This is a genomic window from Streptococcus sp. HMSC36C04, from assembly GCF_001839535.1.
GTDB classification, from domain to species: Bacteria; Bacillota; Bacilli; order Lactobacillales; family Streptococcaceae; genus Streptococcus; species Streptococcus hominis.
Map to the genome: position 1 here is coordinate 15,316 of NZ_KV841599.1, position 14,376 is coordinate 29,691.

The following is a 14,376-nucleotide window of genomic DNA, read 5'->3' on the forward strand; positions in this document are numbered from 1 at the left end:
CAATGAGGTAAACATTGAGTGTCTGTAATCGTTGCTGTAAAGCTGTTCTTAACGTTTTGAGAATTGTGAAGCTTTACGAGCTTTCTTAAGACCTGGTTTCTTACGTTCTACCATACGGGCATCACGTGTAAGAAGACCAGCGCGTTTGAGTGAGTCGCGGAAGTCTGGGTCTACTTGAAGAAGGGCACGGGCGATACCGTGACGGATAGCTCCTGCTTGACCAGCGTAGCCACCACCGAGAACGTTTACGAGAACATCGTATTGACCAACAGTTGAAGTAACTGCGAATGGTTGGTTGATGACAAGGCGAAGATCCGCATGTGGGATATATTCTTCAACATCTTTTTTGTTTACAGTAATTTTACCAGTTCCTGGAACAAGGCGAACGCGTGCAACAGCGTTTTTACGACGTCCAGTACCTGCATATTGTGCTTGTGACATAGCTTATTTGTTCCTTTCCTTAGATAAGTCCTGAAATATCAAGAACTTCTGGTTGTTGTGCAGCGTGCGTGTGTTCAGCGCCTACGAATACTTTCAATTTCATACCTTGAGCACGGCCAAGAGTATTATGTGGAAGCATACCTTTAACTGATTTCTCAATCAAACGAACAGCATTTTTAGAACGAAGTTCACCAGCAGTGATTGATTTCAATCCACCTGGGTACATTGAGTGAGTGTAGTAAACTTTATCAGTTGCCTTTTTACCAGTTAATTTTACTTTTTCAGCATTGATAACAATCACAAAGTCACCTGTATCAGTATGAGGTGTGAAAGTTGGTTTATTTTTTCCACGAAGCACGCTTGCTACAACAGCAGAAAGGCGTCCAAGAGGTACATCAGTAGCGTCTACCACGTACCATTTACGTTCAACTTCACCTGGCTTAGCCATGTATGTTGTTTTGTTCATGATTTCTCCTATATGAATATCGTTTTTGTTTACAAGGCGGATGTTCCGGTCCGCAAGTTATTTGGAAGGTTCCGGGGCCTTACAAATGGGGTAAACAATACCGTTTACTATCATACCAAATTTTAGGGGTAAAAGTCAATATATTTGATAAATTATTTATGAAAGAACGGTTTCATTTCGCTTAATCTTGATTTTCATGGGCAATACTGAATAGTCCCAAAGTTCCAGGACCCGTGTGAGTGGAAATGACTGGTCCTAATGGTAAAATTAAAACTTCATTGACTTGCTCAGAGGCAAGAAGCTGATTTTTTAAGACTTGAGCCACCTCTTGGCTGTCTGCTCCTGCATAGGCAATTACCACGCGCGGATCGGCAATATCTTCCAAGGTCATGCGCACCACCTCAGTTTGAGCCTTTTTCTTCCCACGGACTTTAGCCACAGAATCCAGCCTTCCATCTCCCTTAACTGCAATTACTGGCTTAATATTGACTAAACTTCCCATAAGAGCTGCGGTCTTTGAAATTCGTCCACCCCGCATGAGGTGATTTAAGTCATCTACTAGAAAATACGTTTTCACTTTTGGCACTAAAGATTTTATTAAGGCTACTACTTGTTCCAAACTTTGACCGACAGCTTTCGCTTCCACCGCTTTCATCACCAGAATACCTTCTCCCATAGACGCCGCCTTGGTATCAATAATCTGAATAACCGCTTCTGGAAAATCTTCTAAAACCATATCCCGTGCCATGACCGCACTCTGATAAGTTCCTGACAAGACTGAAGCAAACGCAATATAAAGGACTGGCATGCCGATCTCAGCATAGTGACGAAAGATAGCTTCAAACTGACCGACATTGATTTGGCTGGTTGTTGGCTGGCCCCCTGCTTCCATTTTAGAGAGGAGCCGCTCACTCGTCAGTTTCTTATCCCCGACCGTTTCATAAGTTATTCCGTCCAACTGAATGGTCAAGCCAAGGATTTGAACATCATTTTCCAAAGCCCAGCTTTCTGGAAGATCTGCGGTTGAATCTGTTAAAATTTTAAAAGTCATCTTTCTTTTTCTCCATCATTTTCTGTAAATCGCGCAAGGTTGGATTGTCCATAGGACGCAAAGGTGGTTTTCCCATTTGAAGCTGTTGACTCATTTGATTCAGATCCGACTTTGTAACAGCTACTCGTTTTTCTAGTTCACGAGCCGAAACACGCAAAGCCCCTTGAGCAAAGACAGTCCACTGCTCATTTAAGTCGCTCGTTGCCACAGATACTTGATTTATAGGGTTGTTGAGTTCAGCTGCCAAACGCTCAATGTAATCGTCTGCTGTTTCTTCTTCCTCAGTGAACACAACCGTAACATTGAATTCATCATAAGTCTGGCGAATTCCCGGCATATACTGAGCATCAAAAACACAGATAATTTCTAGCTTTTCAAAACTAGCATAATTGCTGAGTCTGTTGAGCAGAATAGTTCGTGCTGCGTCTAATTCCCCTTTGTTAAAGAGAGAACGAGTCTCCTGCCAAAATGCTACCATATTGTAGCCATCTACTAATAAAATTTTCCGTTTCATAGGCGATTTCTAAATACTTCATACATGAGAATAGCCGCCGCCACACTAGCGTTAAGACTCTGCACATGTCCATTCATAGGAATGGTAATCATTTCATCAACTTGCTTTTTAATATTAGCAGAAATGCCCTTGCCTTCATTGCCGATAATCAGAGCCAGTTTACCTGCCGTATTCCACTTAGTCGAAGGGGTGCCATTCATATCTGTGCCAAAAATCCAAAAACCTGCATGTTTTAGTTTATCCAGAGCTTGGCTGAGATTGGTCACACGAGCAATGGGAATATGCTCCACCGCACCAGTAGAGGTCTTTGCGACGACCGGCGTAACACCAACCGCCCGATGCTTAGGAATAATGACGCCTGTAACATTTGTCGCGTCAGCTGTCCGCAGAATCGAGCCCAAATTATGTGGGTCTGTTAGACCATCTAAAATGAGCAGCAGAGGATTCTCTTCTCGCTCCGCCATTTTCAACATCGCTTCAAAATCTGTATAGGCAAATTCTGAAACACGCAAGACAAAACCTTGATGAACGGCACCGTCTGTCATTTCTTGCAGTGTTTTTTTGCTTGTCCAAGAAATAGAAACCTTTTTTTCTGCTGCCAAATCTTTCATCTTAGCAACATTTTTCCCACGTAGGTCATCTTGAATATAGAGTTTATTCCCAGTATTGGCCATGAGAGCTTCCGTCACAGCATGTACACCGTAGACAATATCGTTATTTTCCATAGCTTTAGTATAACATAAATTTTAAAATGCTTCTTCTTATTTATAAATCACCTTATAGTTAACTTCTATAAAAAAACGCAGGAGTCTTGCATAAAACAAGGCATCCTGCATTTTCTTATTAATTTATTCTAGAGGCGTTGTAAATTAGTAAACTGTCTTTTCTGTTTCTGGATCAAAGAAGTGTGCTTTGTTCAAGTCAAAGCCAAGGTCAATACCTGCTCCAGCTTTGAGGTAATCACGAGCATCTACTTTAGCAATAAATTCATTGTCTGCAACTTGGCAATACAAGTGGGATTCAGAGCCAAGCAATTCAGATACAGAGATTTTAGCATGAACTACTGAATCTGGGAATGTTTCAAGGAAAGCACCTTCTGTATTGATGTCTTCTGGACGAATACCAAAGATGAGTTTCTTGCCTTCATAGCCTTTTTCACGAAGTACCTTCAAGGCACCTTCTGGTACTTTCAGAGAAAGGTCTTGTGCTACAATTTCATCACCTTTCAAAGTTACATTGATGAAGTTCATCGCTGGGCTTCCGATAAAGCCTGCAACAAATTTATTAACTGGGTTTTTGTAAACTTCTTGTGGGGTACCGATTTGTTCTACACGTCCGATTGTACCCGTTCCTGAAGGGTTTTTCGTTGCAGACATGATAACGATACGGTCAGCCAAGGTCATCGCTTCTGTTTGGTCGTGGGTAACATAGATAGTTGTTGCTCCGATACGACGGTGAATTTTAGCGATTTCTGCACGCATGGATACCCGCAATTTCGCATCCAAGTTAGAAAGTGGTTCGTCCATAAGGAATACCTTTGCATCACGGACAATGGCACGTCCCATGGCTACACGTTGACGTTGACCACCTGAAAGGTCAGCTGGTTTACGATCCAAGAATTCTTTCAAACCAAGAATGTCCGCTGCTTCATTTACACGTTTTTCAATATCATCCTTGCTGTATTTACGAAGTTTCAAACCAAAAGCCATATTGTCATGCACGGTCATGTGTGGATACAAAGCATAGTTCTGGAAAACCATAGCAATATCACGGTCTTTTGGTGCCACATCGTTCACCACGCGTCCGTCAATTGAACATTCACCTTCTGTGATGTCTTCAAGACCAGCAATCATACGAAGCGTAGTAGATTTCCCACATCCTGAAGGACCTACGAAAACGATAAATTCTTTATCTTTAATATTCAAGTTGAAATCTTCTACAGAGTAGTGTTCGCTGTTTGGATATTTTTTGTAAATGTTTTTTAAATTTAATTCTACCATAAAATAGAACTCCTTTGTTATTATGATTTTATTATATATGAAAACGCTTCATTATCCTATGGCAAAGTGAACAAAATAAAAAAAATGTTTTGTGCAGGGTGCACAAAACATTACACTAAATCATTGATGACAATTTGGTAACACAAAGTCAAATCTGTCAGGTCTTTTAGCTGTAAGCCCGTCAATTCTTCCCATTTATCGATGTGATACTGCAAAGTATTCCGATGAATATACAACTGTTGGGCAGCTTTTGTCACAACTGCCGTGTTTTCCCACAAAGCTGCAATAATATCAACGAGCTGATCTTGACTTTCAATCAATTGATGAAGTTTCTTCGTTAAAATTGGCAATATGAAATCCTTTTGCCCAATCCCCCACAAAAAGAGTTGGGAAAAAGAATGCACATTGGAATGCTGAACCTGCTCCCACCATTTGATAAAAAGAGCATGTTCCGCTTGAAAAAGTTCTGAATAACTTTCTTCAAAAATTAGAGGCCAAATTTGCCCGATTTGAATCGTCAGAGTTAAGCTAAAGTCATATTCGATAGCCGATAAAGTATCACGGAGAACATCTTTTACAGGGACTAATTGCGTTTGATCTAGCACAAAGATGTAATCCTGAGAGGACAGCTGAAAATCTGCTATTCTATTAGGCAGTATGGTTCGCATCATTTCCAACCAAGACCCAATCGTTTCCTTTTCATAATGGAATAAATGACAATGGACGAACTGTAGCTTTTGAACGTTTTGAGGCATTTTGCCACGGTTATGAACCAAATAATCATACCAAGGTCCACCATCAAATGCAGAGTCTTTCCCAGTCAGTAAAGAAATAAGTTCTTGCTCTCGCTCTGTCAGACTGCTTTTTTTTAATAACAACCATTGATTACTTGAAATGGGAATTGCCACTTCATCCTCTTTTGCATTTGGATTGGATTGAAGCCTCCCTTGAGGGAACCATTTTAAAAAATCAGTTTTTATCATGCTGTGCGCCCTCCACTCTCACAATACACCAATCAATCAGCTCTTCTAAACGCTTGATTTGATCGGTCATGTGTAAATATCCCAGAACGGCTTCAAAACCTGTCGACATGCGATAGGTCACAATATCAGCATTTTTAGCTTTTGTATGGCTATTGGCATTGCGTCCACGCTTGTAAATATCTTCTTCCTTTTCGGTCAGAATTTTTTCTTCCAACATTTGAGAAATGAGGTTAGCTTGCGCGCGAGCTGACACATACTTGGTTGCTTCTCTGTGTAGCTGGTTCGGCTTGGTTAATCCTTGGAAAATCAAGTGACGGCGGATATAAGTTGAGTAAATAGCATCACCTTCAAAAGCCAAGGCAATACCATTTATAAGATTGACATCAATCACGGATCCACCTCACTCCGTCCTTGGTATCTAAAAGCTTGATCCCTTTAGCTGCCAATTCATCACGGATTTTATCAGCTGTTGCAAAGTCCTTGGCAACACGCGCAGCTTGGCGCTGCTCAATCAAGGCTTCAATATCCGCATCCAGTACTTCTGCTGTAAAGACAATACCAAAAACTTGCAGAAGCTCAGCAAAAGCGCTTTTCACCTCTTGATTGTAGTGACCGGAATTAATCCACTTAGCTAGTTCGAAAACGACTGTAATGCCATTTGCTGCATTGAAATCTTCATCCATAGCAGTGGTGAATTTATCCAGAAAAACCTGCAAGTCTGTCAGATCGACCGTTCCCGTAAAGGGTTGCTCGTAAGTATTTTTCAGATATTTCAGATTTACTTCCGCATCGTGAACGGCTTTTTCTGTAAAATTGATAGGCTTGCGGTAGTGCTGAGTTGCAAAAAAGAAACGCAAAACTTGTCCGTCAATGGTTTTAAGGGCATCGTGGACGGTAATGAAGTTACCCAGAGACTTAGACATCTTGACATCATCAACATTGACAAAGCCATTATGCATCCAGTAGTTGGCAAAAGTCTTTCCAGTTTTAGCTTCTGATTGAGCGATTTCATTAGTATGATGCGGAAATTCTAAATCAGCTCCGCCACCGTGAATATCAATCGTATCTCCCAGAATTTCTGTCGCCATGACGGAACATTCGATATGCCAACCTGGACGACCTGCTCCCCAAGGGCTGTCCCAGAAAATCTCGCCCGGTTTAGCCGCCTTCCAGAGAGCAAAGTCCACTGGATTTTCCTTGCGGGTGGTTTCCTCATCTGTCCGACCAGAAGCGCCTAACTCTAAATCAGCCAAGGTTTTATTAGCTAGTTTGGCATAATTGTGAGACTTTTCCACTCGGAAATAGACATCCCCTTGACTCTCATAGGCAAAGCCTTTTTCAATCAAGTCCGCCACAAAGCGGACGATATCTCCCATAAAGTCAACCACACGCGGATGCTGAGTAGCCGGCTTGACCCCCAAAGCGGTTACATCTTCGCGAAATGCGGCGATATACTTGTCCGCCACTTCTTTGGGAGTGATGCCTTCTTCCTTGGCCCGATTGATAATCTTATCATCTACATCCGTGAAATTGGAAATATAGTTGACTTCAAAGCCTTGATACTCAAAATAGCGGCGAACCGTGTCAAAAGCTACTGTTGAGCGGGCATTGCCGACATGGATGTAGTTATAAACCGTCGGACCGCAGACATACATGCGGATCTTGCCCTCCTCAATGGGCACAAATTCACGTAGGCTGCGAGTCATAGTATCATAGATTTTGATCATATTTTACGATACTGAGAGTGACTGGAAAGTAGATAAAATCAACTGCAGAAGCAGTCATCTAGTGTCAAACTTTCTGTTTCTACTCAGTTCCTTTCTAGTTCCTTTGCTATTGTCAAAGCGATCGTGAAAAAAGTCATGGCATCAGCCGTCCGCTCTTCACGGCGGGCATCCCAGATTTTATTGTGGTGATCCACATAATCTGCTGTATAGAAGAACTGATAAACCTGAGCTTTACGAAATTGACTCCAAGCCATAATAGCCGAAGCTTCCATATCTACTACTTGGGCTCCCGCTGTTAGACGGCGTTTAACTTTATCAGGTGTTTCCCGATAAAAAGCATCTGTCGTCCAAGACTTGGTTCGGATATGCTCGATATCGTGCTTACCAAAGATAGCTTCCAGCTCAACCAACAGGGATTCGTCATAGGCGATTTCATCACCCGGCGGGGCATAGTGATAGCTAGTCCCTTCATCTCGCAAAGCAGCAGCAGGCAAGACAATCTTGTCCGCCTCAATCAAACGATCCAAAACGCCACAGGAACCTAAAATGACGAAATTCTTGAAACCTCTAGCTGCCAACTCCTCTAGCTGGCCGACTACCATCGGAGCTCCAATAAGTGCCGTCATGACCGCCACTCGATTTCCATCACATTTATATATATACCAAGGAAATTGACCGTTAAGATTTTTTAAATAGCCTCCCAGATAGACTTCTTCTGATTCAATCAAGCCTTGCAAAATTTCCCCGTTAAAGGACAAGATGATAGTTTTACAAACCTCTCCCTTATCAATAATCTGCCTATCTGTTGGTTCGATAACCCCAACTACATCTTCAAATTCTTCTAATAGCACGCTATATACACCTTCTTTTGAGCCTACATTCAACCATCTCTCACTACAATTTAGACGAATAATAACTTTCTTCGCGGATTTCTTCTAAATTCTTGATAGTTGGAGTATCTTTTTGACCATGCACACGGACGATTTTAGCCGGTATACCAACAACTGTCACATCACTTGGTACATCTGCTACCACTACTGCACCCGCTCCTACCTTGGCATTTTCACCGATTTCAATCGGACCAATTAGCTGCGCATGAGCTGAAATAAGCGCACCTTGACGAACTGTCGGATGACGTTTCCCACAATCTTTCCCTGTTCCTCCAAGAGTGACACCATGATAGAGCATCACTCCTTTTTCTACAATGGCCGTCTCGCCAATCACTAAACCACTCCCGTGGTCAATAAAGACACCTGAAGCAATCTGTGCCCCCGGATGAATCTCAATCTGAGTCCAAAAGCGCCAAAATTGGCTATGCATCCGAGCTAAAAGTTTACATCCATGATTCCACAGAAAGTGAGAAAGTTGGTGAGCAGCCAAAGCCTTAATCCCAGGATAAGTCAACAGCACCTCAAGTGAGGAGCGAGCTGCCGGATCATTTTCTTTCACAATCGCTATCGTCTCTTTCCACCAACCCATGATGACTCCTTTCTAGCTTTAGACTGAAGGCAAATACTTAGCAACCTGTCTAGTCTTGCGCCTTTTCTTCTTGAACAGCTTTATGCTCTTTATGTGTTTTATGATGATGTTTTTTTGCTTTCTCTTCTTTAGGAGGACGTGGTAGAAGAGCTTTCATAGAAGCGTCCACACGACCTTTTTCATCAATCTTAATAACTTTGACATCTACTTCATCACCAAGTTGCACCAAATCTTCAACCTTATTGGTACGCGTCCAAGCCATTTCAGAGATGTGCACCAAGGCGTCTGTCTTGTCAAAGAGATTGACAAAAGCACCGAATTTCTCAATCCGAACAACTTTTGCATGATACACTTCATCTACTTTTGCTTCACGCACAAGCGCTGTAATGATTTCTTTGGCACGGTTAATCGCATCTTGATCGCTAGAGTAAATAGAAACATTTCCTTCCTCGTCTATATCAATCTTGACACCTGTTTCTGCGATAATCTTGTCAATCGTTTCACCGCCCTTACCAATGACAATCTTAATCTTATCAACATCAATCTTAATGGTGTCAATCTTCGGAGCAGTTGGAGCGAGTTCTGTGCGAGGAGCTGGAATCGTACGTTCAATCAAATCTAAAATTTCAAAACGTGCTTTCTTAGCTTGAGCCAATGCTTCTTGCAAGATTTCAGCAGTAATTCCTTCAATCTTGATATCCATTTGAAGAGCAGTAATTCCTTCACGTGTACCGGCTACCTTGAAATCCATATCTCCGAAATGGTCTTCTAAGCCTTGAATATCTGTTAAAATCGTGTAGTTGCTACCATCTGAAATGAGCCCCATAGCGATTCCGGCTACAGGTGCTTTAATTGGTACCCCACCGGCCATAAGAGCAAGTGTCCCAGCACAAATCGAGGCTTGTGAAGATGAACCATTTGACTCAAGAACTTCTGCTACCAAACGGATTGCATAAGGGAAATCCTCTAGACTAGGGAGAACTTGCGCAAGTGCACGTTCACCAAGAGCTCCATGACCGATTTCCCGACGACCAGGTGCTCCATAGCGTCCCGTTTCTCCTACAGAATATTGTGGGAAATTATAATGATGCATAAAGCGTTTCTTGTATTCTGGATCAAGTCCGTCCACAATTTGCGTCTCACCCATTGGCGCCAAGGTCAAGACAGATAAAGCCTGCGTTTGCCCACGAGTAAAGAGACCAGAGCCATGCACTCGTGGCAGATAGTCAATTTCAGCATCCAATGGACGAATTTCATCTACCTTACGACCATCTGGACGAATCTTGTCCTCAGTAATTAAACGCCGTACTTCTGCATGCTCCATTTGCTCTAAAATTTCAGCCACATCACGCATGATGCGGTCAAATTCTTCGTGGTCAGCATATTTTTCTTCGTAAAGGGCTATTACTTCGTCTTTGACTGCTTGCGTTGCGGCTTCACGAGCTAATTTTTCTTCTACCTGAACGGCTTTTTGAAGATCAGCATTATAGCCGGCTACAATTTCTGTTTGCAATTCTTCATCAACACGAAGAAGCTCAACTTCTGCTTTTTCTTTTCCAACTACTGCCACGATTTCTTCTTGGAAAGCAATCAATTCCTTCACTGCTTCATGACCTTTCAAAAGGGCTTCCAGCATCACTTCTTCTGATAATTCTTTGGCACCAGATTCCACCATGTTAATCGCTTCTTTAGTTCCTGCAACGGTTAATTCCAATAACGAAGCTTCTTTTTGTTCTTGACTTGGATTGATGACCAATTCTCCATTGACATAGCCAACCTGCACACCAGCAATTGGACCATTAAAAGGAATATCTGAGATTGATAACGCAAGAGATGAACCAAACATAGCTGCCATAGGTGCTGAAGCATCCGCATCATAAGAAAGAACGGTATTGATAACCTGAACTTCATTGCGGAAACCTTCCGCAAACATGGGACGAATGGGACGGTCGATTAAGCGAGCGGTCAAAGTCGCATCCGTCGAAGGGCGTCCTTCGCGCTTGTTAAAGCCACCAGGGTATTTCCCAGCTGCGTACATCTTTTCTTCATAATTGACTTGAAGCGGGAAGAAATCGCCAGTCGCCATTTTCTTTGACATAACGGCTGCTGTCAGAACGGTACTTTCACCATAGCGCACCACTACGCTACCATTCGCTTGCTTCGCCACTTGTCCAGTTTCAACCACTAATTCTTTGCCAGCAAAAGTGGTTTTAAATATTTGTTTTACCATAATTATTCCTCTTTGAGTCTATGCTCAATTTCTAATTTTTTATACGTCTTGCCTACAAAGATCAAGATAGATTTAGGATATTAAAAATGAATCCTGAGTTCCACTCCAAAAATTTCTGCTTGCATAATTAGGCACAAGCTTTGTTTCAATAAAATAACTCATTATCCTGTTCAACACACCTTTTTCCATAGCCACGACTGTTGATAGAAAGTTTAAGTGTTTTTTATACTTTGTCTATCCTCATCTTTGTATCAAGCACGTATAAACTTTATTTTATCATATTTTACACCAAAAGAAAAAGCCTTAAAATAGCTTTTTAGCAAGAATTTTTGAAATGTTATCTATTATTCTTATTTTTTGCTATACTAGAAAGAAAGCTAGTAACAAGGAGAATAGATATGGTTGAACAAAAACAACGTTCTGAGTTTCCAGAAAAGGAACTGTGGGACTTAACAGCTCTCTATCAAGACCGTGAAGATTTCCTACGGGCGATTGAAAAAACTCGTGAAGACATTAACCAGTTCATACGGGATTATAAGGACAACCTTCATACTTTTGAGGATTTTGAAAAGGCCTTTGCTGAATTGGAACAAATCTATATTCAAAGAAGTCATATCGGCAACTACAGTTTTATGCCACAAACAACGGACTACGGTGATGAAAACTTTGCACAGATTGCGCAAGCTGGTACAGATTTCGAAACAGAAGCTAGCGTTGCTCTCAGCTTCTTTGATGCAGCCTTGGTCAATGCTGACGAAGAAATTCTTAATCGTCTCGAACAACTAACACATTTGACTGCCGCAATTCGCCAAGCTAAAATCAAAAAAGCCCACTATCTGGGAGCGGATATTGAAAAAGCCTTGACCAATCTAGGTGAAGTCTTTTACAGTCCACAGGATATTTACACTAGGATGCGGGCTGGCGACTTTGCCATGGCTGACTTCGAAGTAAACGGCAAAGTTTATAAAAACAGCTTTGTTACCTATGAGAATTTCTATCAAAACCACGAAAATGCTCAAATCCGTGAAAAAGCTTTCCGCTCTTTCTCAGAAGGCCTTCGTCAGCACCAAAATACTGCTGCTGCTGCCTATCTGGCTCAGGTCAAATCTGAAAAGCTTCTAGCAGATATGAAAGGCTATGACTCTGTCTTTGACTATCTTTTGGCTGAGCAAGAGGTAGATCGCTCTATGTTCGATCGGCAAATTGACCTCATCATGACTGAATTTGCACCTGTTGCACAAAAGTTCCTCAAGCACGTTGCTAAGATCAACGGCCTCGAAAAAATGACCTTTGCAGATTGGAAGCTGGACTTGGACAGTGCACTCAATCCTGATGTCACTATTGAGGACGCTTATGACTTAGTGATGAAATCCGTTGCTCCACTCGGAGAAGAATATACACGCGAAATTGCCAATTACCAAAAAGAGCGCTGGGTGGATTTTGCAGCGAATGCTGGCAAGGACTCTGGCGGCTATGCCACTGATCCTTATCGCGTGCATCCTTATGTTCTTATGAGCTGGACAGGCCGTATGAGTGATGTGTATACTCTGATTCATGAAATTGGTCACTCTGGTCAGTTCATCTTCTCTGACAATAGTCAAAGCTATTTCAATACCCACATGTCGACCTATTACGTAGAAGCTCCTTCTACCTTCAACGAACTCTTACTTAGCGACTATTTGGAACATCAATTTGACAATCCACGTCAAAAGCGATTTGCACTCGCTCACCGTCTAACGGACACTTACTTCCATAACTTTATCACCCATCTCTTGGAAGCAGCCTTCCAACGCCGGGTTTATAATCTCGTTGAAGCAGGCGAAACTTTTGGAGCAACGAAGCTTAACAGTATTATGAAAGAAGTTCTTACCGAGTTTTGGGGGGATGCAGTCGAAATCGACGATGATGCTGCGCTCACTTGGATGCGGCAAAGTCACTATTATATGGGGCTATACAGCTATACCTACTCTGCTGGACTTGTCATCTCTACTACCGGCTATCTTCATTTGAAAAATGACAAAAATGGCGCTCACGATTGGCTAACCTTCCTCAAATCTGGTGGAAGTAAAACGCCACTTGAGACTGCTCGTATCATCGGAGCCGACATTTCCACAGACAAACCACTCCGCGACACAATTCAGTTCTTGTCTGATACAGTTGATCAGATTATTACCTACAGCGAGGAATTAGGAGAATAGATTATCTACACAGCTTCAGATTTCAATTTGAAGCTGTTTTATATGAATTGATTTAAAACAAAATTTTTAAGTTTGTGGTAATTTGAAAAATTTCACTTCCTAGTTATTGAAAGCGATAACAAGTTGTGATATGATATTTTCGAAAACCAATTTATGTGAGGGAAATATGAAAAAGTGGAAAAATAATTCTAGGCTCAACATCGTTCTTGCTATCATGAGTGTTGTTCTAATCATCTTATTGTCTCCAATTACAATGCCATTAATGTTTCTAGGTGGTGTTTTTGGTATTTGGTATTTCGCCAAGCGAAATCCAAGTGTTTTCAAAAGAAATATAGCAATTGCTGTAGCGATAATAGGAATACTAGGAAGCTATACAGTAAGTAAATTCAATATTGAATCCTCTGAAAGCCAACAAAGTCAAACCCAAGTAGTGCCATCTACATCTAGAACTTCATCTTCAAACTCTTCAAAAGCAAGCAGTTCCTCCTCAAACTCCGATTCTAGTAGAGAAAAAGAAGAAAAACTCGAAAAAGAAAAGAAAGAGAAGAAAGCGGAGGAAGAGCGAAAACAAAAAGAGGCGGCAGAGAGAAAAGCTAAAGAAGAACAGGCTCAAAAAGAAGCTCAAATTCAGCGCATCACCCAGCAAGGTGAACAGGCTGTTAAACAACTTGAGGATAATCAAGTAGCCGAGAACATTGCTCCAGCTCAAGCTGCCGTTGAGCAAATTACCGATCCAAATAAAAAAGGAGCTCTTCAACATCGAATTAATCTTGTACAAAATGCAATTCAGCAACGAGCTGAGCAAGCTCGACAAGAGGCAGAGAGACAAGCAGCATCTCAACAACAAGAGGCTATAGCTGCTAGTGGCTATTTTAGAGATAAGAGGGGCAGATGGCATCGCCCAAATGGTCAATATGCTTCAAAGAAGGAAATTGCAGAAGCGGGATTGCCTTGGTAAAATACATCTCTACAATATATTAAAAAGAGAAATGAGATCTTGTAACAAGGGACATTGTTTTCCATCATAATTCCCATCAAACAAGTAGTTTACAAGCACACATGATTGGATACTGGGACGAAAGTTTCTAGCTTCAAAGGAGACCGTTTAATAAATTAACGATGCTACAGCTAACCACTCCAATAGTCTACTGGATTATTGGATGTCGGAAATAAAACATCCATAAGGATGTGTCAAAAACACGACTTTGAATTGGTGGATTTTGCAAAGCAAGTCCTCAAGCCTATTGCTTTTCAAGCTCGGAAGAGCGCCTAATCATCCTCGTAGGA

At 41.7% G+C, this 14,376-nt stretch carries 14 protein-coding genes; 2 read left to right on the forward strand and 12 right to left on the reverse strand.

Going from position 1 to position 14,376, the window contains the following annotated elements; translation table 11 throughout:
* Positions 1 to 48: 48 nt before the first annotated feature.
* The 12 genes from rpsI to pnp all read right to left on the reverse strand — a co-directional run bounded on the left by rpsI (position 49) and on the right by pnp (position 10,891).
* On the reverse strand, positions 49 to 441 hold the full coding sequence (gene rpsI / locus HMPREF3249_RS06450) for a 30S ribosomal protein S9 (RefSeq protein ID WP_003035124.1): 393 nt from the start codon (positions 439 to 441) through the stop codon (positions 49 to 51).
* Between the two features lie 19 nt (positions 442 to 460).
* Positions 461 to 907: a 50S ribosomal protein L13 gene (gene rplM, locus HMPREF3249_RS06455; RefSeq protein ID WP_003026230.1), complete on the reverse strand. Its 447-nt coding sequence runs from the start codon at positions 905 to 907 to the stop codon at positions 461 to 463.
* Between the two features lie 181 nt (positions 908 to 1,088).
* The gene (locus HMPREF3249_RS06460; protein WP_070867546.1) at positions 1,089 to 1,958 is read right to left on the reverse strand and encodes a DegV family protein; all 870 of its coding nucleotides are present in this window, start codon (positions 1,956 to 1,958) and stop codon (positions 1,089 to 1,091) included.
* Positions 1,948 to 2,472: an NYN domain-containing protein gene (locus HMPREF3249_RS06465; RefSeq protein ID WP_004224185.1), complete on the reverse strand. Its 525-nt coding sequence runs from the start codon at positions 2,470 to 2,472 to the stop codon at positions 1,948 to 1,950. Before HMPREF3249_RS06465 ends, HMPREF3249_RS06460 begins: the two co-directional genes overlap by 11 nt.
* Entirely contained in the window at positions 2,469 to 3,197 is a 729-nt protein-coding gene (gene rlmB, locus HMPREF3249_RS06470; RefSeq protein ID WP_022525159.1) for a 23S rRNA (guanosine(2251)-2'-O)-methyltransferase RlmB, read from the reverse strand. The genes HMPREF3249_RS06465 and rlmB overlap by 4 nt, the downstream gene beginning before the upstream one ends.
* A 144-nt stretch (positions 3,198 to 3,341) precedes the next feature.
* Entirely contained in the window at positions 3,342 to 4,472 is a 1,131-nt protein-coding gene (locus tag HMPREF3249_RS06475; protein ID WP_022525160.1) for an ABC transporter ATP-binding protein, read from the reverse strand.
* Positions 4,473 to 4,582: 110 nt separating this feature from the next.
* Positions 4,583 to 5,455, reverse strand: a complete 873-nt coding sequence (locus HMPREF3249_RS06480; RefSeq protein WP_022525161.1) for a helix-turn-helix domain-containing protein — start codon at positions 5,453 to 5,455, stop codon at positions 4,583 to 4,585.
* A complete protein-coding gene (locus HMPREF3249_RS06485) occupies positions 5,442 to 5,846 on the reverse strand; it encodes a Mini-ribonuclease 3 (RefSeq protein WP_003039549.1) in 405 nt (134 codons plus the stop codon). The genes HMPREF3249_RS06480 and HMPREF3249_RS06485 overlap by 14 nt, the downstream gene beginning before the upstream one ends.
* Positions 5,839 to 7,182: a cysteine--tRNA ligase gene (cysS, locus tag HMPREF3249_RS06490; protein ID WP_037593347.1), complete on the reverse strand. Its 1,344-nt coding sequence runs from the start codon at positions 7,180 to 7,182 to the stop codon at positions 5,839 to 5,841. Before cysS ends, HMPREF3249_RS06485 begins: the two co-directional genes overlap by 8 nt.
* An 83-nt stretch (positions 7,183 to 7,265) precedes the next feature.
* Positions 7,266 to 8,033 (reverse strand): nucleoside phosphorylase, encoded by a 768-nt coding sequence (locus HMPREF3249_RS06495; protein WP_059221491.1) that lies wholly within the window; start codon positions 8,031 to 8,033, stop codon positions 7,266 to 7,268.
* Positions 8,034 to 8,076: 43 nt separating this feature from the next.
* The gene (cysE, locus tag HMPREF3249_RS06500) at positions 8,077 to 8,661 is read right to left on the reverse strand and encodes a serine O-acetyltransferase (RefSeq protein ID WP_004224199.1); all 585 of its coding nucleotides are present in this window, start codon (positions 8,659 to 8,661) and stop codon (positions 8,077 to 8,079) included.
* A 49-nt stretch (positions 8,662 to 8,710) separates the two neighbouring features.
* Positions 8,711 to 10,891, reverse strand: a complete 2,181-nt coding sequence (gene pnp, locus HMPREF3249_RS06505) for a polyribonucleotide nucleotidyltransferase (protein WP_004224202.1) — start codon at positions 10,889 to 10,891, stop codon at positions 8,711 to 8,713.
* 398 nt (positions 10,892 to 11,289) lie between these two features.
* On the opposite strand from pnp, the gene pepF reads away from it, so the two are divergent.
* Positions 11,290 to 13,089 (forward strand): oligoendopeptidase F, encoded by a 1,800-nt coding sequence (gene pepF, locus HMPREF3249_RS06510; RefSeq protein ID WP_004224207.1) that lies wholly within the window; start codon positions 11,290 to 11,292, stop codon positions 13,087 to 13,089.
* 166 nt (positions 13,090 to 13,255) lie between these two features.
* A complete protein-coding gene (locus HMPREF3249_RS06515; protein ID WP_022525163.1) occupies positions 13,256 to 14,047 on the forward strand; it encodes a hypothetical protein in 792 nt (263 codons plus the stop codon).
* Positions 14,048 to 14,376: the final 329 nt, after the last annotated feature.